The sequence below is a fragment of the Deinococcus aerius genome (genome assembly GCF_002897375.1).
Taxonomy (GTDB): domain Bacteria; phylum Deinococcota; class Deinococci; order Deinococcales; family Deinococcaceae; genus Deinococcus; species Deinococcus aerius.
Window position 1 is genome coordinate 221581 of record NZ_BFAG01000004.1, and the last position, 25259, is coordinate 246839.

The following is a 25259-nucleotide window of genomic DNA, read 5'->3' on the forward strand; positions in this document are numbered from 1 at the left end:
TTCCTCCGGTTCCCCCTCGCCCCTTCCCCGAGGTGACCCCATGACCACCGCCCAATCCCTGCCCACCACCACGACCCGGGTGCCGCCCGCCCCCAAGCGCGGCATCCGGCTCACGCCCGCCGCCCTGATCTGGCCCGCGATGCTGTATCTGATCCTGACGACCCAGGTGCCGTTTTTCATGACGGTGTACTACTCGTTTTTCCGGTACAACCTCGTGGACCCCACCAGCCGCCCCTTCATCGGGCTGGAGAACTACCAGAACCTGCTGACCGATCCGCAGAACCTCCGCATCCTGCTGAACACGGTCGTGCTGGCGGGCGGCACGCTGATCCTGACCCTGATCATCGGCGGGGCGCTGGCGCTGCTGCTCAACCGCAACTTTCTGGGGCGGGCGCTGCTGCGGACCCTGCTGATCTCCTCGTTCCTGGTGATGCCCATCGTGACGGCGGTGATCTGGAAGAACATGCTGCTGAGCCCCACCTCGGGCCTGTTCGCCTGGGTGTCGCAGAGCTTCGGGCAGGCGCCCGTGGACTGGCTGGGCCAGCACCCCATGCTCTCGGTCATCATGATGATCACCTGGGAGTGGACCCCGTTTGCCGCGCTGATCCTGCTCACCGGCCTGCAAAGCCTGCCCGACGACCAGATCGAGGCGGCGCGGCTCGACGGCGCCAGCCCCTGGCAGGAATTCCAGCACATCGTCCTGCCCCACTGGATGCAGGCCATCCAGGTCGTCGTTCTCATGGAGACCATCGCCCTGCTCCAGGTGTACGGGGAAATCTACGGCTCGACCTCGGGGGGGCCGGGCATCGCCACGACGAACCTGCCGTACTTCATCTACCAGAAGGCGTTCGCCGAGTACAACATCGGGCTGGCGAGCGCGGCGGGCGTGCTGACCGTGATCTTCACCAATATCCTGGCCGTGTACCTGCTGCGGCTGATCAGCCGCACGACCGCGAGCAACCGGGGAGGCTGAGATGACGACCGTACCCGCATCCCGAACCGTCAGTGACCGCCACCGCTGGCGCAACATCCTGCTCACGCTGCTGACCTACCTGATCGCGCTGGCCTTCCTGTTTCCCCTCGTGTGGATGATCCTGAACGCCTTCAAGACCGAGGCGCAGGCTTTTGCCACCCCGCCCGTCTTCTTCTTCACGCCGATTCTCGACAACTTCCAACGGGCGCTGCCGACCTACCTGCCCGCGCTTAGAAATTCGCTGATCGCCGCGCTGGGCTCGACTCTCCTCGCCTTCATCCTGGGGCTGCCCGCCGCCTTTGCGCTCGCGGTGTACCCCACCCGCCGGGCGCAGGGCGTGCTGACCTGGATGCTCTCGACCAAGTTCATGCCCGCGGTGGGCGTGATCGTGCCCCTCTTCCTGCTGTTTCGCAACCTGGGGCTGCTCGACACGCTGCCCGGCCTGATCCTGATGTACACGACGATGAACCTGCCCCTGGTCGTGTGGATGATGCACTCGTACATGTCCGAGATTCCCTTCGCCATCTACGAGGCCGCGAAGGTGGACGGCGCCTCGGTGGCGCAGGAGTTCTTCGGGATCGCGCTGCCGCTCTCCATGCCGGGCATCGCCGCGACCGCGCTGCTGGCCCTGATCTTCGCCTGGAACGAGGTGTTCTTCGCCCTGAACCTCACCTCGGCGGACGCCGCGCCGCTGAGCGTGTTCATCGGCGAGTTCAAGACCAGCCAGGGCCTGTTCTGGGCACAACTGAGCGCCGCCGCCACCCTGACCGTGCTGCCCGTGCTCGTCTTCGGCTGGATCGCCCAGCGCCAGCTCGTGCGCGGCCTGAGCTTCGGGGCAGTGAAGTAGGGTCGGGCCGGAACCCCGCCTCAGAAAGTGGGGGAGGGAGACCGGCGCTGAACCGCCCCGCCTTCTGGTCTTCTCCTTCCCGCGCCCGGCCCGCCGATCCCCCATCCTGCTGGAGTGCCCATGACGGTCAAACTCAACCTGTCCACCCTCGCCACCCTCGGCCCCAGGGTCGCCGTGCCCCGGTACGACCCTGGGAAGCTCACATCCGGCATCGTCCACTTCGGCGTCGGGGGCTTTCACCGCTCCCACCAGGCCATGTACCTCGACCGGCTGCTGAACGCGGGCGGGCACTCCGAATGGGCGATCTGCGGCGTGGGCGTGTTGCCCGGCGACGCCCGGATGAAGGGCGTGTTCGCCCGGCAGGACAACCTGTACACCCTCGTCACCCGGTCGCCGGACGGCACGTCGGAGGCCCGGGTTATCGGGGCGATCCGCGAATACCTGTTCGCGCCCGACGACCCGGAGGCGGTGCTGGAGAAACTGGCCAACCCGGCAACGAGGATCGTCTCCCTGACGGTCACCGAGGGCGGCTACGGCATCAACAACGCGACCGGCGAGTTCGACCCCTCGGCGCCCGACCTGCGGCACGACCTGACACCGGGCTCGGTCCCCCGGACCGTCTTCGGCTTCGTCACGGAGGGGCTGCGGCGCCGCCGGGAGCGTGGCCTGGCTCCCTTCACGGTCATGTCCTGCGACAACATGCAGGGGAATGGCCATGTGGCGGGGCGGGCCTTTACCGCGTTCGCGCGGCTGAAGGACCCTGAGCTGGGGGAATGGGTCGCGCGGCACGTCGCCTTCCCGAACTCGATGGTCGACCGCATCACGCCCGTGACCACCCCGCAGATGCGGCAGCAGGTGGCGGACGAGTACGGCATCGACGACGAGTGGCCGGTGGTGGCCGAGTCGTTCACCCAGTGGGTGCTGGAGGATCACTTCACCCTGGGGCGGCCCCCGCTGGAAGAGGTCGGGGTGCAGGTCGTGGGTGACGTGGAGCCCTACGAGCTGATGAAGCTGCGGCTGCTGAACGCCTCGCACCAGGCGATGGGGCATCTGGGATTGCTGGCGGGCTTCACCTACGCGCACGAGGTCTGCCAGCACCCGGCCTTCGTGGAGTTCCTGCTGGGCTACATGGCCCACGAGGCCACGCCCACCCTGCGCCCGGTGCCGGGGGTCGACCTGGCGGCCTACCAACAGGAACTCATCGCCCGCTTCGCCAACCCCGCCATCGGGGACACCCTGGCCCGCCTGGTCGTGGAGGGCTCGGAGCGCATCCCCAAGTTCCTGCTCCCGGTCGTCGGGGAGCAACTGGCCTCGGGCGGGGAGATCGGGCGCTCGGCGCTGGTCATCGCCGCGTGGAGCCTGTACGTCGCCGCCGTGCAGGAGGGGCGCTTCCCGCCCCTGGTGGACCCCCGGGCCGAACGCCTGACGGACGCCGCCCTCCGCGAGGCCGGGCAGCCGGGCGCGTTCCTGGACCTCCGGGACATCTTCGGGGACCTGGGGCAAAGCGCCCGCTTCCGCTCGGCGTACCTGGAGGCGCGGGACCGTCTGCGCCGGGAGGGAGTGCTGGGGGCGATTCAGGCCGCTGCCCAGAACCCCACCGGAGCCCCGGTCGGCTCGCGGCCGGAGTGAACGTGGGACAACCCCCACACCCGGCCCTTTTCCCCACCCAGGGGGCTCCATGACCACCCTCGACCCCTTCCGCCTCGCCGGGCCGCGCGAGAAGGTGAAAGCATGACAGACTCCCGCTCCTCCCGCACCAGCGTCCTCCACGGCATCCGCGACCTGCGCTGGGAGACGCGCGAGGTGGCGGCGCCCGGCCCCCGGGAGGTCCGCGTGCGGGTGCGGCGCATCGGCGTGTGCGGCAGCGACGTTCACTACTACACGCACGGCAGGATCGGGGGGTTCGTGGTCGAGGCGCCGCTCATCCTCGGCCACGAGGTCATGGGCGTGGTGGACGCGGTGGGCGAGGGCGTGACCCGCGTGCGGCCCGGTGACCGCGTGGCGCTGGAGCCCGGCTACTCCTGCCGCCGCTGCGCCTACTGCAAGCGCGGCGAGTACAACCTCTGCCCGGAGATGACCTTTATGGCGACCCCGCCCGTCCACGGGGCACTGTCGGAGCATGTGATCTGGCCCGACGACTTCACCTTCAGGCTCCCCGACACGCTCAGCGACGATGCGGGCGCCTTGATCGAACCTCTGGCCGTGGGTGTCTGGGCGGCGCGGAAGGGAGCGGTCTCGCCCGGGCAGAGCGTCGCCGTCTTCGGGGCCGGGCCTATCGGTTGCACGACGCTTCAGGCGGCCAAGGCGGCGGGGGCGACGACCCTCATTGCCGCCGACCTGGAGGACTTCCGACTCGACCTGGCGCGGAGGGTCGGGGCGACGCACACGATCAACGCGCGGCACGAGGACCCGATTCAGCGCGTCAAGGAGATCACCCGGGGCGACCTCCCGCTCTCGCACGCCGGGGTGGACGTGGCCTTCGAGACGGCGGGGAGCCTGCCGACCACCCGCCTGAGCCTGGCCGCGCCTCGTCCTGGTGGAACGACCGTCCTGGTGGGCCTGCCGCCTGATCCCGAGGTCAGCCTCGACATCGTGAGCGCGGCCAGCCGGGAGGTCAGCATCCGGGGCGTGTTTCGCTACGCCAACTGCTACCCGGCGGCCATCGCACTCGTGGAGAGGGGCGCGGTGGACCTCGACGCCCTGGTGACGCACCGCTACACCTTCGACCGGACGCCCGAGGCCTTCGAGTTCGCCGACCGCGAGAAGCGCACGAGCATGAAGGTCATGATCGACGTGGGCTGACCTGCCGTGATGTGCCCTCCGGCACCCATACGCCTTTTGCCGGATGCAACCCCTGACCCCCGGGGGGCGTACTGTGGGGCATGAGTGCCGATAAACCCGAGCCGCTGACGCCCCCCGAGTCGCTGCTGAACGCTCCGGCGGCGGTGCCACAGGTTCCGGCGCAGGAGGCCCCCGACATGGTGCCCCTCTCGCCCGAGGACCGCGCCCGGCTGGACACGATGGCGCGGGCCTTTGTCGAGGACGTGCTGCACGCGGGCACCCACAGCCCGGAGTTCAAGCGCAAGCTCGACGCCGTGCATGACCTGGGCGCCCCGGAGCAGCGGGCGGCGGCGCAGGTGTCGAGCCGGATGCTGGAGCGCCCGCTGCGCGCCACCCGCGCCGGAGCCCTCGCCGAGGGCAGCGACATCCTGAAGGGCCTGACCGACCTGCGCCGCACGGTGGAGGACCTCGACCCCAGCCGCACGCCCACCATGCGCGGCTTCTTCGGCAAGCTGCCGGGTGGGCGCAAGGCCCAGAACGCCCTGGACCGCTACCAGAGCGCCCAGAGCCACCTCAACGCCATTCTGGAGACGCTCTACCGCTCGCAGGACGAGCTGCGGCGCGACAACGCGAGCATCGAGACGGAAAAGGTCCACCTCTGGGAGACCATGCAGAAGCTGCGCCAGTACGCCCACGTCGGCAAGGCGGTGGACGACGCCCTCACGCAGCGCCTGGCCCTGCTGGAGAGCACCGACCCCGAGAAGGCCCGCATCGTGCGCGAGGAACTGCTCTTCGCGGTGCGCCAGCGGGTGACCGACCTGCTCACGCAACTCGCGGTCGGGATTCAGGGCTACCTCGCGCTCGACCTCGTGCGGCGCAACAACCTCGAACTCATCAAGGGGGTGGACCGGGCGACGACGACCACGGTGAGTGCCCTCAGGACGGCGATCATGGTCGCGCAGGCCCTGGGCACCCAGCAGGCGGTGCTGGGCCAGGTCACGGCGCTGAACAACACGACGGGCCGCATGATCGGTTCGACCGCCAGCCTCCTGCGCCAGCAGTCCACCGAGATTCAGAAGCAGGCGGGCAGCGCGACGGTGGACCCGCAGGTGATCCAGAACGCCTTCCGCGAGGTCTACGGCGCGCTCGACGCGATCAGCACCTACCGCGCCCAGGCCCTCGACCGCTTCAAGGACACCATCCAGGTGCTGAGCCGTGAGGTCGGCCAGGCGCAGACCTACCTCGACCGCGAGCGCCAGAACGCCTCGCGCGAGGTGGCGCAGGGGCTGAACGTGACCGAGAAGGGTGACCTGAAGCTTTGAGGGACGCCAGGGCTTTCCACCACCAGGGGTCGCCGAGCACGTGATCCTCCCAAAGATCGGAGCTGCAATGCTCCTGCTTCTCGGCGGGGTGCGAACGCCGGAACTCGACATCACGGATACGCGGGCATGGTCGTGGACAACACCGATCTGAACCACCCCTTTTTCCTGCCGGGCAGGGATGCCGGGGATTGACGAGCAGGACGCGCGGGTGGTCTTGGGGCCTTCCGCGCGGTTCCTGGCGTCTGGCGCTACCTGTGTGGCGTACACGGATGGGAGACGGGTGGCCCGACTCACCGTCCCTGAGCAGGATGCCCGGTTGACCGTGGAGGCCGCCGTTCGCCGAGCCCTTCGCGCCGCCGGAGTGCCCACGCCGGAGGTGCTGGAGGTCGGCCTCCTCCCGTCCGGCCGGGCCTTCACGGTGGACACCCTGGCGGGCGGAGACGGGAGCAGGCCTTCCCCGGCAGGCTGGGCGGACCTGGGCGGCGCGCTGGCCGTCCTCCACGCCCTCCCCCACTCGGGCTACGGGCTACTGGAGGACCGGGCGGACCTCTTCCAAGGCCTCGCTTGTACACCCGCGGACGGTCTGCGAACCCGCCTTGAGGAGGTCTGGCCGTTCGGAACAACGGGCCTCACAGGACATCCCCTGATCGTCGCCGCCCCCGACCTCGCCGGGCCGCTGGCCGGGTTGGAGGGGGACCTGCGGGACGTGATCGGGGGCAGAACGGCCCTCTGCCACACCGACCTGCACGGCGAGCAATTCCGCTGGCAGGCGGGCCGACTGGCCGCCCTGCTGGACTTCGGGGACGCTGCCATCGGCCCACCCGCCTGGGATGTGGCGAGCCTCGCCTACTTCCACGGCTGGCCTGCGGCGGTGGAAGTGGCACGGGCAGCGGCCCTCCCCTGCGGGCGCGAGGCGGCCCTGTTCGGCCTGCTCCTCGCCTTTCACCGGGCCAGCCGCGCCGTCACCCTGAACCGCCCGGCCCGGACGGCGGAAGCCGTGACCTTTGCCCGGGGCTGTCTGGCGCGGCTGGCGGGGGCGCGGTCCTCCCCGCATGAGCGCCCTGCCAACGGGGCCTAAAGCGAAGACGGCTGGCACCGCTCGGGGGGGGCGCCGACAATCGGGGCGGGGGTTCGATATGGCCCAGGACCGCTTTCTCGACCGCCGGGACGCGGGGCGGCAGCTCGCGGCAAGGCTGCTGGAACGGCACGGCTGGCCGGATACGACCGTGCTCGCGCTTCCCCGGGGCGGTGTGCCGGTCGCCTACGAGGTCGCGTATGCCCTGCGCGCACCCCTCGACGTGTTCCTCGTCCGCAAGCTCGGCCTGCCCGGGCACGAGGAGGTGGCGATGGGCGCCATCGCGTCCGGCGGCGTGCGGGTGCTGAACGACGATCTGGTGCGCCGTGCGGGCGTGTCGGAACGGGCCATCGCCGCCGTCGAGGCGCGCGAGCAGGCCGAACTCGCCCGGCGGGAGCGCGCGTACCGCGAGGGCCGCACCCCGGCGCCGGTCGAGGGGCGCACCGCGCTGCTGATCGACGACGGCGTGGCGACCGGGGCCACCCTGCGCGCCGGGCTCCAGGCGCTGCGCTCCCTCTCCCCCGCCCGCGCGGTGGTCGCCGTGCCCGTCGCCCCACCCGAGGCCTGCCGGATGCTGGAGACCCAGGCCGACGAGGTGGTGTGCCTGTTCACCCCGGGCGACTTCATGGCGGTCGGCCAGTTTTACGCCGACTTCCACCAGACCACCGACGACGAGGTGCGCGACCTGCTCACCCGCGCCGCCTCCCTCCACCCCACCCAGGAGTGACGCCATGCCCCACGCCGAAGCCGACCTCATCCAGACCTTGCAAGACGCCGCCCGGCCCCTCTCCGGCGCCTCCCACGACTACGACGAGTTGCTGGAACGCATCGGTGACGCGCGCTTCGTCCTCATCGGCGAGGCGTCGCACGGCACCCATGAGTTCTACCGGGAGCGGGCGCGGCTGACCCGGCGGCTGATCGAGGAGCGGGGCTTCACGGCGGTCGCGGTGGAGGCCGACTGGCCCGACGCCTACCGGGTGAACCGCTACGTGCGCGGCCAGAGCGAGGACGGCAGCGCCGAGGAGGCCCTGGAGGACTTCCAGCGTTTCCCGAAGTGGATGTGGCGCAACGAGGATGTCCACCACTTCGTGGAATGGCTGCGGGGCCACAACGGGCGCCACCCGGGCGCGGAGGCGGGCTTCTACGGCCTGGACCTCTACAGCCTGCACCGCTCCATGCGGGCGGTCGTCGAGTACCTGGACACGGTGGACCCCGAGGCGGCGGCCCGCGCACGGAAGCGCTACGCCTGCTTCGACCACTTCGGCGAGAATCCCCAGGCCTACGGCTACGCGACCGAGTACGGCAACCGCGAGCCCTGCGAGGACGCCGCCGTGACCCAGCTCCTCGAACTCCAGCGGCGGGAGGCGGAGCCCAGCCGCGGACCGCTGGGCGAGGACGAGCACTTTTACGCCGAGCAGAACGCGCGGCTGGCGATCAACGCCGAGAATTACTACCGGGCGATGTTCCGGGGCCGCGACGAGTCGTGGAACATCCGCGACTCGCACATGGCCGAGACGCTGGAGGCCCTGGTCGAACACGGCGAGGGGCAGGGCCGCCGACCCAAGATCGTGGTGTGGGCGCACAACTCGCACCTGGGCGACGCCCGCGCGAGCGAGATGGGCTGGCTGCGCGGCGAACTCAACCTGGGGCAACTCACGCGCGAACGGTGGCCCGAGGAGACCTTCATCATCGGCCAGAGCACCCACCACGGCACCGTGACCGCCGCAGGCGACTGGGGCGAGCCTGCCCGCACGGGGCGGGTGCGACCCGGCCTGCCCGGCAGCCTGGAGGACGTGCTGCACCAGGTTGGCGGCGACTTCTGGCTCGACCTGCGTAGCCCAGACGTGGCGGATGGGCTGCGGGACGAGCGGCTGCAACGCTTCATCGGCGTGATCTACCGGCCTGAGACCGAGCGGTGGAGCCACTACGTCCACACCCGGCCAGCCGAGATGTACGACGCCCTCCTGCATTTCGACGAGACGAGCGCCGTGGTGCCCCTCGACGCGACCGCCGGGGATGAGGCGGAAGAGGTGGCCGACACCTTCCCCTTCGGGCAGTAGGGGCACAGGGGAGAACGAACCTGCCCTCTCCCCGTTTCGTGCCCACATGGCGACGACCCGTAATCTCACGCTATTAACGCTGCCATTAACGTTTTGATGTCGCACGGCTGGATATGACATGGGGTGAGGCGGCTGCACACACGTCCCTCTCCCGTTCTCGCCATATCCGCCCCCTTAAAACACGTGAGGTCCGCATGATGAACAAAGCACCCCTTCGCCGTTCGGCCACCGTCGCGCTCGCCCTGACCCTCTCGCTGGGCCTGATGGCCTGCGGGGGCGGGATCACCCCGACCGTTATCGAGGTCACCGATGTCAACATCACCCTGGACAGGAACACGCTGTCCCCGGGTGAGACCACCAAGGCCCACGTCGTCGTTCGCGGCAACGTGGTGGAGCAGTTGCCCAACCAGGCGGTGACCTGGACCTCCAGCGACAAGACCGTCGCGACGGTGGACGAGAATGGCCTGATCACCGCCAAGGCGGTCGGCAAGGCCACCATCCGCGCGGCCTCGGCGGTTCCCGGCTTCACCAACATCTTCAGCGAGACGACGATCACGGTGGTAGCGGCGGAAACGGCGTACCCCACCGCCCGCTTCAGCTTCCGCCCGGTGAAGACGGCGGGTCCGGTGCCGACGGGCTACACCGCCGACAACGGCCTGCCCTACAACACCACCCGTGGTTACGGCTGGGTCACCCAGGACACCGCCCGCAGCGTGACTCCCACCCCCATAGACGCCTCCAAGAACACCCGCGACCGCCGCACCGACCTGGGCGCCACCACTGCGGTGGAGGAGCGCCAGTACACCCTGATTCACCTGCAATGCGGCAACATCTGCAAGCTGCCGCACATCACCGAGAACGTGGCCTGGGAGTACCGGGTCGAGCCCGGCAAGTACAACGTCACGGTCGGTGTGGGTGACGCCAACCAGAGCACCCAGGACAGCGGCCCCAGCCAGCACACCGTCAACGTCGAGGGCGTGACGCTGATCGACAAGTTCTCCGCCACCCGTGCCAACCCCTTCAGGGAGGCGACCACGGCCAACGCAGTCCCCGTTACGGACGGTCTGCTCACGGTGGACGCCATCGGCGGGACGAATACCAAGATCAACTACATCATGATCACCCGCGTGGAGTAAGCGCCGGGACCAGGGGAAGGGGGAGGCCCGGCACGCCTCCCTCTTCCCTTTTGCCCTGGCTCCTCAGCCCCCCCGCGCCTCCACCTCGGCCTGTTTCTCGCCCCAGGCTTCCATCCTCGCCTCCAACTGCACTTCGAGGTCGTGCACGGCCTGCCCCAATGTCACGAAGTCGGCGCCGGGCGGGGCGCTGGACAATGCGGCCTGGGCGTGGAGCAACTCAGTTTCCAGCCGGGAGATGTCGGCCTCTATCACCTCCACCTCGCGCTTGAGGTGCCACAGGCCCTTGCCCTTTGGTGCGAGGGCAGGCTTCGGTTCGGGCCGGACCTCTGCCGCCTGCACGGGGCGGTGCTTGGCCTTGTAGTCCTCCCAGCCGGGGTACTCGTAGAACTCCCCGTCCTCGATGAGCCAGATGCGGTCGGCCAGCCCCTCGATAAAGGCGCGGTCGTGGCTCACCATGATGAGGGTGCCCGTGTAGGCGCCCAGGGCCTCCTCCAGCGCCTCGACCATCTCCATGTCGAGGTGGTTGGTCGGCTCGTCGAGCACGAGGAGGTTGTGGTCCTCCTGCGCGAGCTTGAGCAGCGCCAGCCGCGCCCGCTCGCCGCCCGAGAGGATGCGCGCGGGCTTGTCGTGCTGGTCGTAGGGGAACATGAAGGTGCCCAGCAGCGTGTGCGCCTCCACGTCCTTCTGGACGTACTCGCGGGCCACGTCGTAGAGCGTCTGGGAGGGGTCCACCCCGCGCAGGGCCTGGTCGTAGTACCCGACGCTCACGCGGGCGCCGGTCAGCACCCGGGCGCGCGGATCGTCACTGGGCGTCAGGCCCAGCAGGGTCCGCAAGAGGGTGGTCTTCCCCGCCCCGTTGCGCCCGATGATCGCCACCCGGTCGCCCCGGCGCAGTTGCACGTTCACGTCCCGGAAGAGGGTTCGCCCGCCGAGCGACTTGGAAACATGCCGCGCGTCGAGCACCACGTCGCCGCTCTCGGGGGCGTGGAAGGTGATGCGGGTGGTGCGCTCCTCGGGCGGGGGGGCACCCGCAGCGCGGGCCTGCATCCGGTCCACCCGGGCCTGCATGGCTTTCGCCCGGCGGGCGAGCTTGCTCATGCCCAGGCCCCAGACCTTCATGCGGTCGGCGCTCGCCTGGAGGGTGGCGATGGCCTTCGCGTCCTGGGCGTATTGCGCCGCCTGCCGCTCCAGTTCGGCGTCCAGCGTCTCGCGGAAGGTCGTGTAACCGCCCGGATAGACCTTCAGGGTCCCCCCACGCAGGTACGCCGTCTCCTTTGTCACCGCGTCGAGAAAGGCCCGGTCGTGGCTGATCACGAGGACGGCGCCGGGGTAGCGGCCCAGGAATGTTTCCAGCCACTCCACCATCACGATGTCGAGGTGATTCGTCGGCTCGTCGAGCAGCAGCACGTCGGGATTCTCCACGAGGAGGGCGGCGAGGGCGAGGCGGGTGCGCTCGCCGCCCGAGAGGCCGGACACCTGCTCCCCCTCGCGCCCCCGGAAGCCGAAGGCCAGGGTGACCGCCTCCTTGCGGCCCCGGCGCTCGAACCCGCCCCGGCGGACATAGTGTTCGAGCACCTCCTCGTGGTGCAGCACGCTCTCGGGAGTGCCGCTCGCCATCGCCGCCGCCGCCTCGGCCAGCTCCGCCTCCAGGGCGTCGAGGTCGTGGAAGGCCGCCTCCAGCACGCTGTCCACGGTGGAGCCTTCGGGAAAGGCCGGGTCCTGGGTCAGTGCCCGGACGCGCACGCCGGGGGAGCGGCGCACCGTTCCGCCATCGGGCCGCACCTCGCCGGTGAGCAGCCTCATCAACGTGCTCTTGCCGGCCCCGTTGCGGCCCACCAGCCCCACCCGGTCGCCCGGCTCGACGGCAAAATTCACCCCTGACAGGACGGTGAGGGGTCCATACTCCTTCGTGGCGTCCTGAACAGCGACCAGCACGCCGGGCAGTATACGTTTTTCCACGCCCCCGCCCCTATTTTCCCGTAAGCTGGGGGGGTGAGCGCCGCCCCGTGGCCCCCCGCCGCCCCCACTCGCCGCCGGTCCCGTCCCGCCCTCGCCGCGCTGCTGGCCGCCCCGCTGCTGCTGGGCACGGCCGCCGCGCAGACCGCCCCGCTGGTGGCCCAGCAGGTCCTGGGCCGCGCGGAGGTGCTGGAGGGGATCACCTGGCGGGCCATCAGCGGGCCGGCTCCGGTGCGCCAGGGCCTGCGGACCGGGGCGGGGCGGGTCTGGCTGGAGAGCAACGGGGGCGGGCGTTCGGGCGCGGTCCTCGTCGGGCCGGAGTCGCGCCTGCGGGCGTACCGGGACGAGGCGGACCTGCAGGGGGGCCAGTTCCTGCTGCGGGGGCCGGTCGGCACGCATGTCCTGGGGAACCACCTCGTGCTGGAGGGGGGCGCCCAGGCGCGGGTGGACCTGGGGACGAACGGGGCCCCCCGCCGGGTCGCCCTGCTCGCGGGGAACGCTCGGCTCGCGCTGGCGGGCGGGGTCGTGCGGCTGAATGCCGGGCGGCAGGTCGCGCTGGGCTCGGGGGCGGTGAGCGCCTTCGCCGAGACGGACCCCTGGTACGCCGCCCAGTTCACGGGGGTGGGGCGGGTGACCGTGCAGGCCACGCGCGGCCCGGTCTACGTGGGCGGGGACACGGGGCGGCAGATCGCGCGGATCGGCGCCCCCCTGGGGACCGGGGACCGGCTGATCACTGGGGGCAACGCCTGGGCCGAGGTGGGCTACGCGGGGGGCGGCTACCTGCGCCTCCAGGCGGGGGGCGAACTGGGCGTGCTGGGCACCGAGCGCACCGTCCTGGGCCACGAGGTCACGCTGGGGCTCACGCGCGGCACCGTCCTGAACGTGGTCCAGGGCGGGGGGCCCGGAACGCTGCTCGCCAGTTCCGCCGTGCGCGGCAGCCTGTTCCGGGTGGGGGCGGCGAGGCTGGCGCAGACGTTCGGGGACCCCGGCGTGGTCGCCAGCGCGGGAACGGCCCGCACCGCGGCCACCCCCCCTTCCCGCCCGCCCGTGCCCGCCGCTCCGGCCGGGGCCGCCCTGACCCTCCAGATCGACCCGGTCCCCAGGGCGCTGCGGGACCTGACGCTGGGCGTGAGCAGCCTGCCGGGGGCCCGCGTGGTCGCCCGGGTGGGCACGCGCACCTTTCCCCTGACCCCGGTGGACGGCCAGCCCGGGCGCTTCCGCCTGAGCGGCGCGGCCCTGAGCGAGGGGCCGCACACGGTCCAGGTCCGGGCCGAGGGGCGGGGGCAACTGCGCACGCGCCTCCTGAAGGTCACCATTGACCGCACGCCCCCGACCCTGTCAGGAGTGCGCGCCGAGCGCACGGGCCGGGTCCTCCTGCTGAGCGGCAGCGTGCGCGACGCCGGGGCGGGGCGGGTGGACCTGACCGCGAACCTGGGCGGGGAGAGTTTCCGGCAGTCGGTTCTGCTGGCGGGGGGCGCGGGCACGTTCCGCCTGACCCTCCCGGCCCCGGGCACGCCCGTCCGCCTGACCGTGCGCGATGAGGCGGGGAACGAGGCCCATGCGGTCCTCTCCTGACCGCCGCCTCACGCGGCTGATGGTGCCCGCCGCGGCCCTGCTCGCGCTGGGGCTGGCGCTCGCGCTTCCCGACAACGATCGGCTGTGGGACACGCTGAACCGCGCCCTGCCCGCGCCCCCCGACCCGCGCGTGGTCGTCGTGGGCATCGACGACGCCTCGCTGCAAGACTACGGCCCGCTGCCGGGCTGGCCGCGCGGCCTGTACGGGCAGGCCCTGCGGACCCTGGACGAGGCGGGGGTGCAGACGGTCGGCCTCGACCTGCCCCTTTCCGACCTGGGTGGGGGTGGGGCGCTGACCACAATCTTCGCCCGCCCGAACGTCGTGGTGGCGGTGGAGCCGGGGGAGACGCTCGCCGTGCCCCGGGCGCGGACGGGGGTGGATACGCTGAATACCGACCCGGGCGGCACGGTGCGCCGCTTCCAGACGGCCTACCCGGCCCCCGGCGGAGCCCTCCAACCGTCCTTCGCCCGCCAGCTCGCGGTGAGTGCCGGGCAGCCCGTGCCGCTGGAGACCCGGCCCCAGCTCCTGCGCCACCGCCGGGGCGACCCCGCGCACCTGGCCGTCATCCCCTTCCGGGACGTGGTGAACGGCAACGTGCGCTTCGGGGACCTCCAGGGCCGGGTGGTCCTGATCGGGCTGACGGCCGAGGGGCGGCCCGGTGCCGCCTGGCGCGACGTGGCGGGGGAGGTCACGCCCGCCGTACTCCTCCACGCGCGGGCGGTGTCCACACTGCTGGGCGCGCCGCTGCTGAAATTGCCGCTGTGGCTCACCGCGCTGCTGGCGGTGGCCGCCGCCGTGCTCGCCGTGCTCGTGCGGGGCCTGTGGGGCTTTGTGATCGCGCTGGGGGCGCTCGGCCTGGCAGTGCCGCTGTGGCTGGTGAATGTGCTGTTCCCGGGGATGACGGTCTCGCTTGCCGCCATCGTGGGGACCGCCCTGGTCGCTCTGGAACGCTGGTGGACCCTGCGAAACCTGGGCACCCGCGACCCCCTCACCGGCTTCGGCAACCGCCTCGCCTTTACCCGCGCCATCGAGGACCGCTGGCCGGGCCGCGCCGGGCGCCCCATCGGGCTGCTGCTCGTGGACCTCAGCGGCTTCCGGCGGGTCAACGAGACCTATGGCCGCGCCGCCGGGGACGAGGTGCTGCGCCAGCTCGCCACCCGGCTCCAGTCCTCCAAGCGCCGGGGCGACATGGTCTTCCGCTGGGGTCCCGACGAGTTCGCCGTCCTGCTCGACAACGCCCGGCCCGCCGACCTCACCCGCCTGAGCGAGGGCGTGCAGCAGTCCGTGGACGGCCTGAGCTACCGCGACCTGACCGTGCGAGCCAGCGTGGGCGCCGCCGCCACCGGCCCGGAAACCCGCACCCCGACCGATCTGGTGGAGGCGGCCAGCCGCAGCCGCTACCGGATGAAGTACCAGCAGGAGCAGCGGGAGTAGAGCGGTCGGCCGTCAGACAGAAAGGAAACAGCCGCCAGCAGCTCGCTGACGGCTGAATGCTGATCGCTTTTTACCTTCCCGCCAGCGTCTCCCAGATCGCCGGGTTCGCCGCCCACCCGTACCACAGGTTGGGCAGGATGCCCAGCACGGTGATGCCGACCACGCCCAGGGCGACGGTAAAGGTCGTGGCCGCGCGCTCCCCGTGGGGGTACTCGCGGGCGGGGGTGCGGTCGGGCATGAACATGAGCATCGCGGGGCGCAGGTAGTACACGAGCGCGGCGACGCTGGCGAGGGCCGCGAGGACGGAGAGCCACACGTACCCGTTCTGGAAGGCCGCCTGGAACGCGAGATACTTGCCGAAGAAGCCCGCGAAGGGCGGCAGCCCGGCCAGAGAAGCGAGACAGACCGCCAGGGCGACGGCGTAGGCCGGGTGGCGGTAGTACAGCCCGCGCAGGTCGGAGATGCTCATGCCCGCCTCGGTGCGCTGCAGCGCCGCGACGATGGCGAGGGCGGCGGCGGTCATCAAGGTATAGACGAGGAGGTAGTACGCCAATGCTGCCCCGCCCAGACCGGGCACGCCCAGCAGCGTCATCGCCAGGAAGCCCGTGTGCGCGACCGCCGAGTACGCCATCATCCGCTTGAAGTTGGGCTGGAAGAGTGCGGCGGCATTCCCGATGATGAGCGTCGCCGCCGTCAGGATCTGGAGGACCGAGGCCCAGCCCGGCGCGTTCTGGAGCGCCCCGCCGAAGACCCGCAGCATCCCGGCGAAGGCGGCGACCTTGACCACGGTGCTCAGGAAGAGGCTCACGCTCGTCGGCGCGCCCGTGTACACGTCGGGCGTCCACTGGTGGAAGGGGGCGAGAGCGACCTTGAACGCGAAGCCCGCGAGCAGCAGCAGCGCCCCGCCGACCAGGATGGCGACGTTCTGCGGGGTGAGCCCCGCCGTCCGCTCCGCGATCCCCGCGTAGTTCAGGCTGCCCGTCGCGCCGTAGACCAGGGCGATCCCGTAGATCAGGATGGCGCTCCCCACCGCGCCCAGCAGGAAGTACTTCAGGCCCGACTCCTCCGCCCGGCGCGAGTCTTGCAGGGTGGCGAGGACGTAACTGCTCAGGCTCATGATCTCCAGGCCGATCAGCATGGTGATCAGGTCGCCCGAAAAGGCGATCAGGAGCGTGCCCGTCACCGAGTACATCAGCATCGCGTCGAACTCGGGGAAGCTGACGCGGGCGCGGAAGGCGGTGTCCAGGCTCACGAGCAGCGTCATCGCGCTGCCGACCAGGATGCTGATGCCCAGCAGGATGGCGGCGTTGTCGGCCCGCAGGCCTCCCCCAAAGGCCGTTGCGCCGCTGTTCCAGAGTGCGCCCATGCTGACCGCACTCACCCCCAGCAGCACGAGGTTGATGATCGTCAGCGCCCGGCGGGGCAGCGAGAAGCCCAGCACGGTGCTCGCCACCGCCCCCGCCAGCACGATCAGGATGGGCAGCAGCGGCGCGAGGTACACGTCAGGAATTTGCAGCATCTACTGGCCCCCCAGAGCGGAAAGAACGCCGCGCACGGCGGGCTGAATCAGGCGGAGGGCCGGTGAGGAGTACACCCCGAAGAAGAGGGCCACGGCGAGCGGCAGGCCGAGGACCAGCCATTCGGTGTGGCGCAGGTCGGCCACCCGAACGCCACCGAGGGGTCGGCCCTGCCAGAAGGTCGTCTGGTAGGCGGTCAGCGCGTAGGCGGCGGCGGCGATGGTTGAGAGGCCCGCCACGAAGGTGATCCACGGCTGCACCTGATAGGAGCCCAGCAGCACGCTGAACTCACCCACGAAGCCCGCCAGGCCCGGCACGGCGATGGAGGCGAACCACAGCGCCATCGTCATCCCGCCGAGCGCCCCCGCCTGGGTCATCACCCCGCCGACGCGGGTGTGGACGCTGCCCACCCGCTCCTGAAGCATCCCGACCGAGAGGAAGAGCGCCCCGGTGTACACGTTCTGGAAGGCGAGGAGATACATCGCCCCGATGGTCGCCGTCTCGTTCAGGCTGAACACGCCGAGCGCCACGAGCCCCATGTGCGACAGGCCCGCGTAGGCGAGCAGCCGTTTCCAGTCCGTTTGCCGAAAGGCGATCCACGCGGCGTACAGGGCGGTGAAGGCCGCCAGCCCCATCAGAATCGGGCGGAGTTGCTCCGAGGCGTCAGGAAAGAGCGGCAAGCCGAAGGTGAAGATGCCGTAGCCCCCCACCTTGTAGAGCGTGCCCATCACGTCCGGCACGCCGCTGTCGTGGTTCTGCTCGTGGAAGTCGGGCAGCCAGGCGTGCAGCGGCCACATCGGGAGCTTGACGGCCATCGCGGCGAGAAAGCCCAGGTACAGCCACGTCTGCGTCACCCCCGTCACCGGGTAGTTGACAAGGTCCGCGAGCGCGAAGGTCGGGCTGCCCCCGTAATACTTCACGCCGATGATCGAGAGCAGCATCAGCAGGCTGCCGAACAGCGTGTACGCCGCAAACTGCACGAGGGCCCGCATCCGGTTCGGCTTGCCGTAGATCGCCAGCATCATCAGCGCGGGCAGCAGAGCGTCCTCGAAGAACACGTAGAACAGCACGAGGTCCCGCGCGGCGAAGATGCCCAGCAGGCCGGTCTCCATCGCCAGCACGAGCGAGAGCATGGTGCCGGGATTCTCGATTCGCCGCGCCGCGTACAGCACCGCGACGAGGGACATGAAGGCCGTGACCAGCGCCAGCGCGAGGCTCACCCCGTCCAGCGCCACCGAGTACGTCACGCCGAGCGCGGGCACCCAGTTCACGCTGAAGAGTTCCGCGCCGCCCCCCCGCCAGATCAGCAGACCCAGCCCCAGGGTGAGGGCGGCGACGAAGCCCGCCACCTCCTCCCGCCAGCGCCGGGGGGTGGCGAGCAGCGCGAGCGACCCCAGCAGGGGCAGGAAAATCATCAGGTGGATCATTGAGCGCCCCTTACCGAATCGAGAGCCGGGAGAGCCTTTTTTCTCCCCTCTCCCCCCGTGGGAGAGGGGTTGGGGGTGAGGGGGCGACCCGGCAACCTTGACTCACCCCTCACGCCGCGCCCCCAATCGTCTTGATCGCCCAGTACCCCAGGATCAGCGCCGTGCCCAGGAGCATCGAGACCGCGTAGGCCCGCACGAAGCCGCTCTGCCAGCGGGTGAAGAGGCCTCCCGGAGCGGCGCTGTTGCGCGCGATACCGCCCAGCGTGCCCTCCACGCCCCGGTCCACCACGTCCAGCCCGTCGGCAATCGCGCGGCTGGGGATGCTGAACAGGCTGTCGTAGATGCGGTCGAGGTACAGGGCATTGGAGCTCGTCCGCCCCAGCGGCCCATTCGCCAGGCTGCGGGCACGGTGCTCGGCGAGCGCCCACAGCAACCCGCCAATACCAGCGGCAACCGCGAGGATCGTCAGCACCCACTCGGTCGTCACGGGGATTTCGTGGGCATGAACGGGAACGGCCCGGCTCAGGTAGTTGTCGAAGGCGTGCCCGCCCCCCAGGAAGGTGGGGATATTCAGGAACCCGCCGAACGTGGCGAGCGCGGCCAGGATGCCCAGCGGCACCTGCATCACCGTGTCGGCCTCATGGGGGTGCGCGACGTGGCCCCGGTACTCCCCACGCCACACCAGGAAGTACCAGCGCCCCATGTAGAAGGCGGTCAGCAGCGCCACGCCCAGCCCGATCACGTACAGGCCCGGACTGGCTTCAAAGGCGGCGGCCAGAATCGCGTCCTTGGAGAAGAAGCCGCTCCAGATCGGGATCCCGGCGATGGCGAGCACCCCCATCAGCGAGACGATGTGCGTGAAGGGCATAAAGCGCCGCATCCCGCCCATCGCGCGCACGTCCTGTTCCTCGTGCAGGGCGTGGATCACGGCCCCCGCCGCCAGGAAGAGGAGCGCCTTGAAGAAAGCGTGCGTCAGCAGGTGGAACACGCCCGCCGAGTAGGCGTGCAGGCCCACACCCATGAACATGTACCCGAGTTGCGAGACCGTCGAGTACGCCAGAATCTTCTTGATGTCGTGCTGGTTCAGCGCCGAGAGTGCCCCGTAGAGCGCCGTCAGCCCGCCGACCCACGCCACCCAGGTTGAGGCGACGGGCGCGAGGTCGTACAGGAAGTGGCTGCGCGCGACGAGGTAGACACCCGCCGTGACCATCGTGGCCGCGTGGATCAGGGCAGAGACAGGCGTGGGACCGGCCATCGCGTCCGGGAGCCACGTCGTCAGCGGCAATTGACCGCTCTTGCCGACCGCCCCGACGAGCAGGAACAGGCAGGCGAGTTCGATTCCGGCGACGGCGACCTGCGCGCCCTCCACCCGCTGCAAGAGTTCGGGGATGACCAGCGTGCCGTAGAGCTTGTAGATCAGGAACATCCCGAACATGAACCCCAGGTCGCCGATGCGGTTCATGATGAACGCCTTGCGCGCGGCGTTGGAGTTCGCCACGCCCTCGCGGTCGCTCGCCGCGCGGATGTCGCTGGCTTCGGCCTCCGAGTTGCGGCCACTGAACCAGAAGCCGATCAGGAGGTAGCTCGCCACGCCCACCCCCTCCCAGCCCACGAACATGAGGGGATACGAGTCGGCGAGGACCAGAATCAGCATCATCGCCACGAAGAAGTTCATGAACGCGAAGAAGCGGACGAACTTGGGGTCGTGGCCCATGTAGCTGACGGAATAGACGTGGATCAGGAAGCCCACGCCCGTGATGATCAGCGCCATCAGCGCGGAGAGCTGGTCATACCAGAACCCGACCGCGAGGTTGGCGTTCAGCGCCATGTTCGGCAGCCAGGTCCACAGCACCTCGTGGGCGGCGGTGTCCGTCTGGCCCAGGTAGCGCAGCACGGCGACGACGAAACTCGCCAGCACGGTGGCCGAGCCGAGCCAGCCCGCCGAGCGGCCGGGAAAGAGGCGGGGCAGGCAGATCAGCAGCGCGAAGCCGAGCAGCGGGAAGAGAGGCAGCAAATACAGGGGCACGCCCGCACTCAGCCTTTCAGGGTGGCGAGGTCGTCCACGTTCGTGGTCTCGCGCTTGCGGAAGATGGCGACGATGATCGCCAGGCCGATGGCGACCTCGGCGGCGGCGAGGGTCATCACGATGAACACGGCCGTCTGCGCGGTGAGGTCCCCCCACGAGCGCGCGAAGGCCACCAGCGCGAGGTTCGAGGCGTTCAGCATGAGCTCGACGCTCAGGAAGACCATGATCGCGGTGCGGCGGGTCAGCACGCCGATCATGCCGATGGCGAACAGCAGGCCCGAGAGGGCGACGTAGTAGCCGGTCGGGGCCATCAGGCGCGCACCTCCTCCCGCTCGGCGCCGGGGAGGGGCAGGCTCACGGCCTCCGTGTCAGGCACGCCGTCCGGCTGCGGCACGGGCCGCTGCACCAGGGCCACCGCCCCCACAATCGCCACGAGCAGCAGGATGCTGACCGCCTCGAACGGCAGCAGGAAGCGGGTCAGCAGCACCTCGCCGACCGGCCCGGCCCCGCCGCCGCGCAGCGCCTGAGCCCCCTCGGCCAGCGGGCGGGGATCACGGTACGTCAGCGCCAGCACCGCCAGCGCCCCCGCCAGCACCACCCCGCCGATGCCCGCCAGCTCCCGCACGAAGGGCACCGGGTCGCGCCCCGAGATGGGCTGATTGGCGCCCAGCAGCATGATCACGAACAGGAACAGCACCATGATCGCGCCCGCGTACACGATCACCTGCGTCGCCGCCAGGAACGAGGCGTTCAGGCTGGCGAAGAGCCCGGCAACACTGAGCAGCGTGCCAACCAACCCCAGCGCCGCGTGAACCGCATTCTTCGCCGCGATGGTGATGATCGCGCCCACCAGGGCCAGCGCGCCGAGGAGCATGAAGGCGATCATGGGCGGCCCCGGGTGTGGCGTGTCTTGCTCCCTCTCCCCTCGTGGGAGAGGGCCGGGGTGAGGGGGCGTGCGGCCCACTTCCCTGTCCTACCAACACATTCGGCCATCATCTCGGGTACTCCACCCCCTCCAGTTCCTGGCGCGGGCCCTGCGGCACTTGGAAGCCCAGCCGCACAGGTTTGCCCGTGCGTGCAGCTTCCCGGCGCTGGGGCAGCGAGCCCTCCACCCCGACGAGCATGTCCTCCTTGCCGTACACGAGGTCGCGGTAACGGTAGTCCGCCATCTCGAACTCGTTGCCGAGGACCACGGCGCCGGTCGGGCAGGCTTCCTCGCACAGGCCGCAGAAGATGCAGCGCAGCATGTTGATCTCGTAGACCTTCGCGTACCGCTCGCCGGGGCTGGTGGGGTTCTGCGGGTCGTTCTCGGCGGCCTCCACGTAGATCGCGTAGGCGGGGCACACGGCGGCGCACAGCGAGCAGCCGATGCACTTCTCCAGGCCGGTGCCCGGGTGGCGGGTCAGGACGTGCCGCCCGCGGAAGCGGGGTTGCAGGGTCGCGCGCTGCTCGGGGTAGCTCACCGTCACCGGCTTCTGAAAGAGCTTCCCGAGCGTGACGCCCATGCCCTTGGCGATTTCAAGAACGCCCATGTGTGGCTCCTTTGGAGGGTTGTGGGAGGTGGGTTATGGGTTGACGGGAGTTCGCTCTTTTGCTCCTCCCCCTTGAGGGGGGAGGCTGGGAGGGGGTGAGCGAGCCTGGCGCCCCTGCAAAACAGACGCACAACCCGCTGTAACCCCGCATCAGTCGCCCCCCACCGTGCGGACGGGCGCTGCCTCTCCCTCGCGCCGCTGCGTCGGCGTGTTCCACAGCGCGCGCACGCGGTCACTCAGGGCGAGAAGCAGCACGAGCCCGCCGAGGCTGAGCAGGCCGAGGAGCCACAGCCCACTGCCCCGCGCGAACGCCAGGTAAGCGGCGGTGAGCAGCGTGTTGGCGAGCGCGACGGGCAGGAGCAGCTTCCAGCCGAAGCGCATGAGCTGGTCGTAGCGCAGCCGGGGCAGCGTGGCGCGCACCCAGATGAACATGAAGAGGAAGAAGGCGATCTTGACGACCAGCCAGATGATCGGCCAGCCGGAAATGCCGGGAATCAGGCCCTCCAGGAACACCGGCCCCCGGTAGCCGCCGAAGAACAGCGTCGCCATCACGGCCGAGGCGGTGATCATGTTGACGTACTCCGCCATCTGGAAAAGCGCCCACTTGATCGCCGAATACTCGGTCAGGTATCCGGCCACGATCTCCTGCTCGGCCTCGGGCAGGTCGAAGGGCGTGCGGTTCGTCTCGGCAAAGGAGGAGACCAGGAAGAGCGCGAAGCCCAGCGACTGGAAGAGGATCAGCCAGCCGCTCACCGCCTGCCACTCCACGATCCGCACGAAGTTGGTGCTCCCCACCAGCATGAGCAGGCCCAGGATGCTCAGGCCCATGCCGAGTTCGTAGGAGATCATCTGCGCGCTCGACCGCAGGCCGCCCAGGATGGGGTACTTGGACCCCGACGCCCAGCCGCCCAGGAAGATGCCGTACACGCCCATCGAGGTGATCGCCAGCAGCGCGAGGATTCCGGCGTCGAGGTTGTACACCCAGGGGTCGGCCCCGAAGAGGGACCCGGCGGGACCAGCGGGAATGCCGCCGAACGCTGTCAGCGCCATCCCGATGGCGACGATGGGCGCGAGCGTGTACACCAGCTTGTCCGCGAGCGTGACGCTCACATCCTCCTTGAAGATGCTCTTGATCGCGTCCGCGAGGGGCTGGAGCAGACCCATAGGCCCCACCCGGTTCGGCCCCAGGCGAATCTGCATCCGGGCGAGGAGCCGCCGCTCGATCAGGGTCATGTAGGCGAAGGTGGTGAGCAGCGCAAAGGCGACGAGCACGCCCTTGAGGAGCGTGATCAGGAGTTGGACGAGCCACTCGGGCATCAGAAATCCTCCGATGGCTGGGCACCCGCGCCCGGCCATCCGAGCGCAGCGAGCAGGAGCGGAGATGACTTTCGCGGAGTGGAAGCCATCAGTCGTCACCCCCCGGGCGGACCGCCGCGCCCAGCATGGGCAGCTCCCACATGGGGTCCTCCCGCCGCTCGGCGTGGTTCATGACGCCGCTGCCCCTGCGCTCGGGGTCCACGTGCATCCGCTCCTTCCAGAGCTTTGGGACATAGGTTTGTCCCGTTGGAGCGTCGAAGGTCCGGCCCAACGGCTGAATCCGGCCACTGGCGGGCAGGTCGGCGACATTCACCCCGAGGCGGCTATGCAACAGGGCTTGTGCGGACTTCAGCCCACGGGCGGGAGCGCGAACCTCCAGCACCTCCGCCAGCGCGGTCAGGGTGCGGATCAGGTCGGCGCCCTCCCCAGCATCCAGCGCTGCCTGCGTCAGCGGCAGGAGGCGGCCTTCGAGGTTCACGGTCGTCCCGCGCTTCTCGTAGTTCGTCACGGCGGGGAGAACCACGTCAGCAAGTCGCGCGGTCGTCGTCAGGTGTGTGTCGTGAACGATGGTGAAGCCGCGCGCCCGCACCCCGGGGTCCAGGCGGGAGATGAAGGCCGCGCGTGCGTCCGCGAGTCGGCTGTAGCTCAGCCCGCCCGCACGGGGGACAAGGTTGAGGTGGGCGAGCCCTGTGCTGTTCGGCCCAGCGGGAATGGCGAGGATCTTCGCCCCCGTCTGCCGGGTGAGGTTAGCGACCTGTGCCCCAAACGCGCCGGACGGATTGTTCAGCACGTCCGCGCCCAGAATCACGACCGGGTTCTTGGCCTCCGTCAGCAGCTTCCACACCGCCCGTGCCTCGTCGGTGCGCGGGTTCAGGAGGGCGCCCAGCAGGTCTCCCCCACCCTCCACCTTCACGCGCGTTCCGGCGTGCTTCGCCAGACGGGAATCCGGGCCGATCACGGCCAGCCGCTCCGGGTGGCGGGTCGGGCGCTCGACGAGGCGCAGGTCGGCAATCGCCGTGCCGTGCGGGAACTCGGGCGGGATGATGCCGCCGCGCATCATCTCCAGCACGCGCAGTTCGACGACCGGGGCCTCCTCGCCCAGGTCGGCGCCCAGCACCACCACGGCGTCGGCGGTCGCCACATCCGTCAGAGTTGCCGTGGAGGGCACATTCACCGGGTAGCGCGGCCAGTGGTCCACGGAGGGCGCGCCCGTCAGCCCGGCGAGGGCTTCGAGCGCCGCGCCCTCCTCCAGCGTGGAGTCCGAGTTCAGGTACAGGGCGAGGTCGGAGGCGTACATGCCGCTCAGCCCGCGCTTCATGGCGACGATGGCCTCCTCCCAGGTCGCCTCGCGGAGTTCGCCGTTCACGCGAATCAGGGGTTTGGTCAGCCGGTCCTCGGAGGCGAAGACGTGCCCGAAGCGGCCCGCATCGCACAGCCAGAACTCGTTCACCTCGCGGTTCTCGCGCGAGACGATGCGCTCCAGCCGCCCATTTCGGGCATCCACCGTGATGGAGCACCCGACCGGGCAGAGGGTGCAGGTCGTCGGCGTGTGGTCGTACTCCCAATTGCGGCCCCGGAAGCGCGCCACGTTGTCGAGGAGCGCCCCCACCGGGCAGATGTCCGCGATGTTACCCTGGAAGCCGGTGGGCAGCCCGCCCTCCTCGGTGTCGATGAAGGTGTGCCCGCCGCGCTCGATGAAGTCCAGGACCTCCTGCCCCGGCACCTCCTCGAAGTAGCGCACGCAGCGCTTGCAGTGGATGCAGCGCTCCTGGTCGAGGATGATGAAGTCCGAGAGCGGGTAGTGCTTGTCCGCGTGGCGGCGGTCGAAGCCGAAGCGGCTCGCTCCGTAACCGTACTCAAAGGCACGGTCCTGAAGCTCGCACGCGCCGCCCTTGTCGCAGGTCGGGCAGTCGAGCGGGTGGTTCAGGAGGGTGAACTCCATCATTCCCGCCTGCGACTTCGCCACGACCTCCGAGGTCGCCGCCGTGCGGATGTGCATCCCTTCCGTGGCCTGCATGGTGCAGGCGGCCATCGGCTTGGGGAACCAGAAGATCTTGGGCTTGGCCTCGTCGCCCTCGCCCTCCATCACGAAGGTGCCGTCCGGGTTCTTGCGCGGCGAGCCGGACTCGATCAGGCACATCCGGCAGGCGCCGACGGGCGAGAGGTACTGGTGGGCGCAGAAATACGGCACGTCCCGTCCTGCCGAGAACACCGCGTCGATGGCGCTGGTGCCCGCTGGCAGGTCGAGTTCGATGCCGTCCACAACGACTTTCATGCTTG

20 protein-coding genes are annotated in these 25259 nt (G+C 70.1%); 11 read left to right on the forward strand and 9 right to left on the reverse strand.

Annotated features, from left to right (window positions below):
* The first annotated feature begins 40 nt into the window (after positions 1 to 40).
* The 9 genes from DAERI_RS07940 to DAERI_RS07980 all read left to right on the forward strand — a co-directional run bounded on the left by DAERI_RS07940 (position 41) and on the right by DAERI_RS07980 (position 10194).
* Positions 41 to 973 carry a carbohydrate ABC transporter permease gene (locus tag DAERI_RS07940; RefSeq protein ID WP_103128883.1) on the forward strand — a complete coding sequence of 311 codons (933 nt, stop codon included), beginning with the start codon at positions 41 to 43 and terminating at the stop codon, positions 971 to 973.
* 1 nt (position 974) lies between these two features.
* Positions 975 to 1820: a carbohydrate ABC transporter permease gene (locus DAERI_RS07945; RefSeq protein ID WP_103128884.1), complete on the forward strand. Its 846-nt coding sequence runs from the start codon at positions 975 to 977 to the stop codon at positions 1818 to 1820.
* Between the two features lie 120 nt (positions 1821 to 1940).
* Positions 1941 to 3449, forward strand: coding sequence for a mannitol dehydrogenase family protein (locus DAERI_RS07950; protein ID WP_103128885.1), 1509 nt, complete (start codon positions 1941 to 1943; stop codon positions 3447 to 3449).
* A gap of 102 nt (positions 3450 to 3551) precedes the next feature.
* Positions 3552 to 4622 carry an NAD(P)-dependent alcohol dehydrogenase gene (locus tag DAERI_RS07955; protein WP_103128886.1) on the forward strand — a complete coding sequence of 357 codons (1071 nt, stop codon included), beginning with the start codon at positions 3552 to 3554 and terminating at the stop codon, positions 4620 to 4622.
* Between the two features lie 80 nt (positions 4623 to 4702).
* The gene (locus DAERI_RS07960) at positions 4703 to 5923 is read left to right on the forward strand and encodes a toxic anion resistance protein (RefSeq protein WP_103128887.1); all 1221 of its coding nucleotides are present in this window, start codon (positions 4703 to 4705) and stop codon (positions 5921 to 5923) included.
* A 178-nt stretch (positions 5924 to 6101) separates the two neighbouring features.
* On the forward strand, positions 6102 to 7001 hold the full coding sequence (locus tag DAERI_RS07965) for a phosphotransferase family protein (RefSeq protein WP_103128888.1): 900 nt from the start codon (positions 6102 to 6104) through the stop codon (positions 6999 to 7001).
* 58 nt (positions 7002 to 7059) lie between these two features.
* A complete protein-coding gene (locus tag DAERI_RS07970) occupies positions 7060 to 7725 on the forward strand; it encodes a phosphoribosyltransferase (RefSeq protein WP_103128889.1) in 666 nt (221 codons plus the stop codon).
* 4 nt (positions 7726 to 7729) lie between these two features.
* Positions 7730 to 9058, forward strand: a complete 1329-nt coding sequence (locus tag DAERI_RS07975; protein ID WP_103128890.1) for an erythromycin esterase family protein — start codon at positions 7730 to 7732, stop codon at positions 9056 to 9058.
* Positions 9059 to 9252: 194 nt separating this feature from the next.
* Positions 9253 to 10194, forward strand: a complete 942-nt coding sequence (locus DAERI_RS07980) for an Ig-like domain-containing protein (protein WP_165794126.1) — start codon at positions 9253 to 9255, stop codon at positions 10192 to 10194.
* 63 nt (positions 10195 to 10257) lie between these two features.
* Here DAERI_RS07980 and abc-f read toward each other — a convergent pair whose 3' ends face one another.
* Positions 10258 to 12129: a ribosomal protection-like ABC-F family protein gene (gene abc-f / locus DAERI_RS07985; protein WP_103128892.1), complete on the reverse strand. Its 1872-nt coding sequence runs from the start codon at positions 12127 to 12129 to the stop codon at positions 10258 to 10260.
* A 57-nt stretch (positions 12130 to 12186) separates the two neighbouring features.
* On the opposite strand from abc-f, the gene DAERI_RS07990 reads away from it, so the two are divergent.
* Positions 12187 to 13725, forward strand: coding sequence for a hypothetical protein (locus DAERI_RS07990; protein ID WP_103128893.1), 1539 nt, complete (start codon positions 12187 to 12189; stop codon positions 13723 to 13725).
* Complete coding sequence (locus DAERI_RS07995) at positions 13709 to 15160, forward strand: sensor domain-containing diguanylate cyclase (protein WP_103128894.1); 1452 nt, start codon at positions 13709 to 13711, stop codon at positions 15158 to 15160. The genes DAERI_RS07990 and DAERI_RS07995 overlap by 17 nt, the downstream gene beginning before the upstream one ends.
* A 70-nt stretch (positions 15161 to 15230) precedes the next feature.
* Here DAERI_RS07995 and DAERI_RS08000 read toward each other — a convergent pair whose 3' ends face one another.
* From DAERI_RS08000 to nuoG, 8 genes are all read right to left on the reverse strand, one after another.
* Complete coding sequence (locus DAERI_RS08000) at positions 15231 to 16679, reverse strand: NADH-quinone oxidoreductase subunit N (protein WP_103128895.1); 1449 nt, start codon at positions 16677 to 16679, stop codon at positions 15231 to 15233.
* Positions 16680 to 18104 carry an NADH-quinone oxidoreductase subunit M gene (locus DAERI_RS08005; protein WP_103128896.1) on the reverse strand — a complete coding sequence of 475 codons (1425 nt, stop codon included), beginning with the start codon at positions 18102 to 18104 and terminating at the stop codon, positions 16680 to 16682.
* A gap of 109 nt (positions 18105 to 18213) precedes the next feature.
* On the reverse strand, positions 18214 to 20130 hold the full coding sequence (gene nuoL, locus DAERI_RS08010; protein WP_103128897.1) for an NADH-quinone oxidoreductase subunit L: 1917 nt from the start codon (positions 20128 to 20130) through the stop codon (positions 18214 to 18216).
* 8 nt (positions 20131 to 20138) lie between these two features.
* A complete protein-coding gene (gene nuoK / locus DAERI_RS08015; RefSeq protein WP_103128898.1) occupies positions 20139 to 20441 on the reverse strand; it encodes an NADH-quinone oxidoreductase subunit NuoK in 303 nt (100 codons plus the stop codon).
* Positions 20441 to 21016: an NADH-quinone oxidoreductase subunit J family protein gene (locus DAERI_RS08020; protein ID WP_103128899.1), complete on the reverse strand. Its 576-nt coding sequence runs from the start codon at positions 21014 to 21016 to the stop codon at positions 20441 to 20443. Before DAERI_RS08020 ends, nuoK begins: the two co-directional genes overlap by 1 nt.
* Before the next feature lie 106 nt (positions 21017 to 21122).
* Positions 21123 to 21662, reverse strand: a complete 540-nt coding sequence (gene nuoI, locus DAERI_RS08025; protein ID WP_103128900.1) for an NADH-quinone oxidoreductase subunit NuoI — start codon at positions 21660 to 21662, stop codon at positions 21123 to 21125.
* A 150-nt stretch (positions 21663 to 21812) separates the two neighbouring features.
* On the reverse strand, positions 21813 to 22979 hold the full coding sequence (gene nuoH / locus DAERI_RS08030) for an NADH-quinone oxidoreductase subunit NuoH (RefSeq protein WP_103128901.1): 1167 nt from the start codon (positions 22977 to 22979) through the stop codon (positions 21813 to 21815).
* Between the two features lie 88 nt (positions 22980 to 23067).
* A complete protein-coding gene (gene nuoG / locus DAERI_RS08035; protein WP_103128902.1) occupies positions 23068 to 25254 on the reverse strand; it encodes an NADH-quinone oxidoreductase subunit NuoG in 2187 nt (728 codons plus the stop codon).
* Positions 25255 to 25259: the final 5 nt, after the last annotated feature.

Bases quoted from the DNA above. Each gene is read 5' to 3' on its own strand.
- DAERI_RS07970 (WP_103128889.1), top strand. From the start codon at position 7,060: ATGGCCCAGGACCGCTTTCTCGACCGCCGGGACGCGGGGCGGCAGCTC.
- DAERI_RS07965 (WP_103128888.1), top strand. From the start codon at position 6,102: ATGCCGGGGATTGACGAGCAGGACGCGCGGGTGGTCTTGGGGCCTTCC.
- nuoG (WP_103128902.1), bottom strand. From the start codon at position 25,254: ATGAAAGTCGTTGTGGACGGCATCGAACTCGACCTGCCAGCGGGCACC.
- DAERI_RS07940 (WP_103128883.1), top strand. From the start codon at position 41: ATGACCACCGCCCAATCCCTGCCCACCACCACGACCCGGGTGCCGCCC.
- nuoK (WP_103128898.1), bottom strand. From the start codon at position 20,441: ATGGCCCCGACCGGCTACTACGTCGCCCTCTCGGGCCTGCTGTTCGCC.
- DAERI_RS07960 (WP_103128887.1), top strand. From the start codon at position 4,703: ATGAGTGCCGATAAACCCGAGCCGCTGACGCCCCCCGAGTCGCTGCTG.
- DAERI_RS07995 (WP_103128894.1), top strand. From the start codon at position 13,709: ATGCGGTCCTCTCCTGACCGCCGCCTCACGCGGCTGATGGTGCCCGCC.
- DAERI_RS08020 (WP_103128899.1), bottom strand. From the start codon at position 21,016: ATGATCGCCTTCATGCTCCTCGGCGCGCTGGCCCTGGTGGGCGCGATC.
- DAERI_RS07950 (WP_103128885.1), top strand. From the start codon at position 1,941: ATGACGGTCAAACTCAACCTGTCCACCCTCGCCACCCTCGGCCCCAGG.
- DAERI_RS08005 (WP_103128896.1), bottom strand. From the start codon at position 18,104: ATGATCCACCTGATGATTTTCCTGCCCCTGCTGGGGTCGCTCGCGCTG.
- DAERI_RS08000 (WP_103128895.1), bottom strand. From the start codon at position 16,679: ATGCTGCAAATTCCTGACGTGTACCTCGCGCCGCTGCTGCCCATCCTG.
- DAERI_RS07955 (WP_103128886.1), top strand. From the start codon at position 3,552: ATGACAGACTCCCGCTCCTCCCGCACCAGCGTCCTCCACGGCATCCGC.
- nuoH (WP_103128901.1), bottom strand. From the start codon at position 22,979: ATGCCCGAGTGGCTCGTCCAACTCCTGATCACGCTCCTCAAGGGCGTG.
- DAERI_RS07945 (WP_103128884.1), top strand. From the start codon at position 975: ATGACGACCGTACCCGCATCCCGAACCGTCAGTGACCGCCACCGCTGG.
- DAERI_RS07975 (WP_103128890.1), top strand. From the start codon at position 7,730: ATGCCCCACGCCGAAGCCGACCTCATCCAGACCTTGCAAGACGCCGCC.
- DAERI_RS07980 (WP_165794126.1), top strand. From the start codon at position 9,253: ATGATGAACAAAGCACCCCTTCGCCGTTCGGCCACCGTCGCGCTCGCC.
- nuoI (WP_103128900.1), bottom strand. From the start codon at position 21,662: ATGGGCGTTCTTGAAATCGCCAAGGGCATGGGCGTCACGCTCGGGAAG.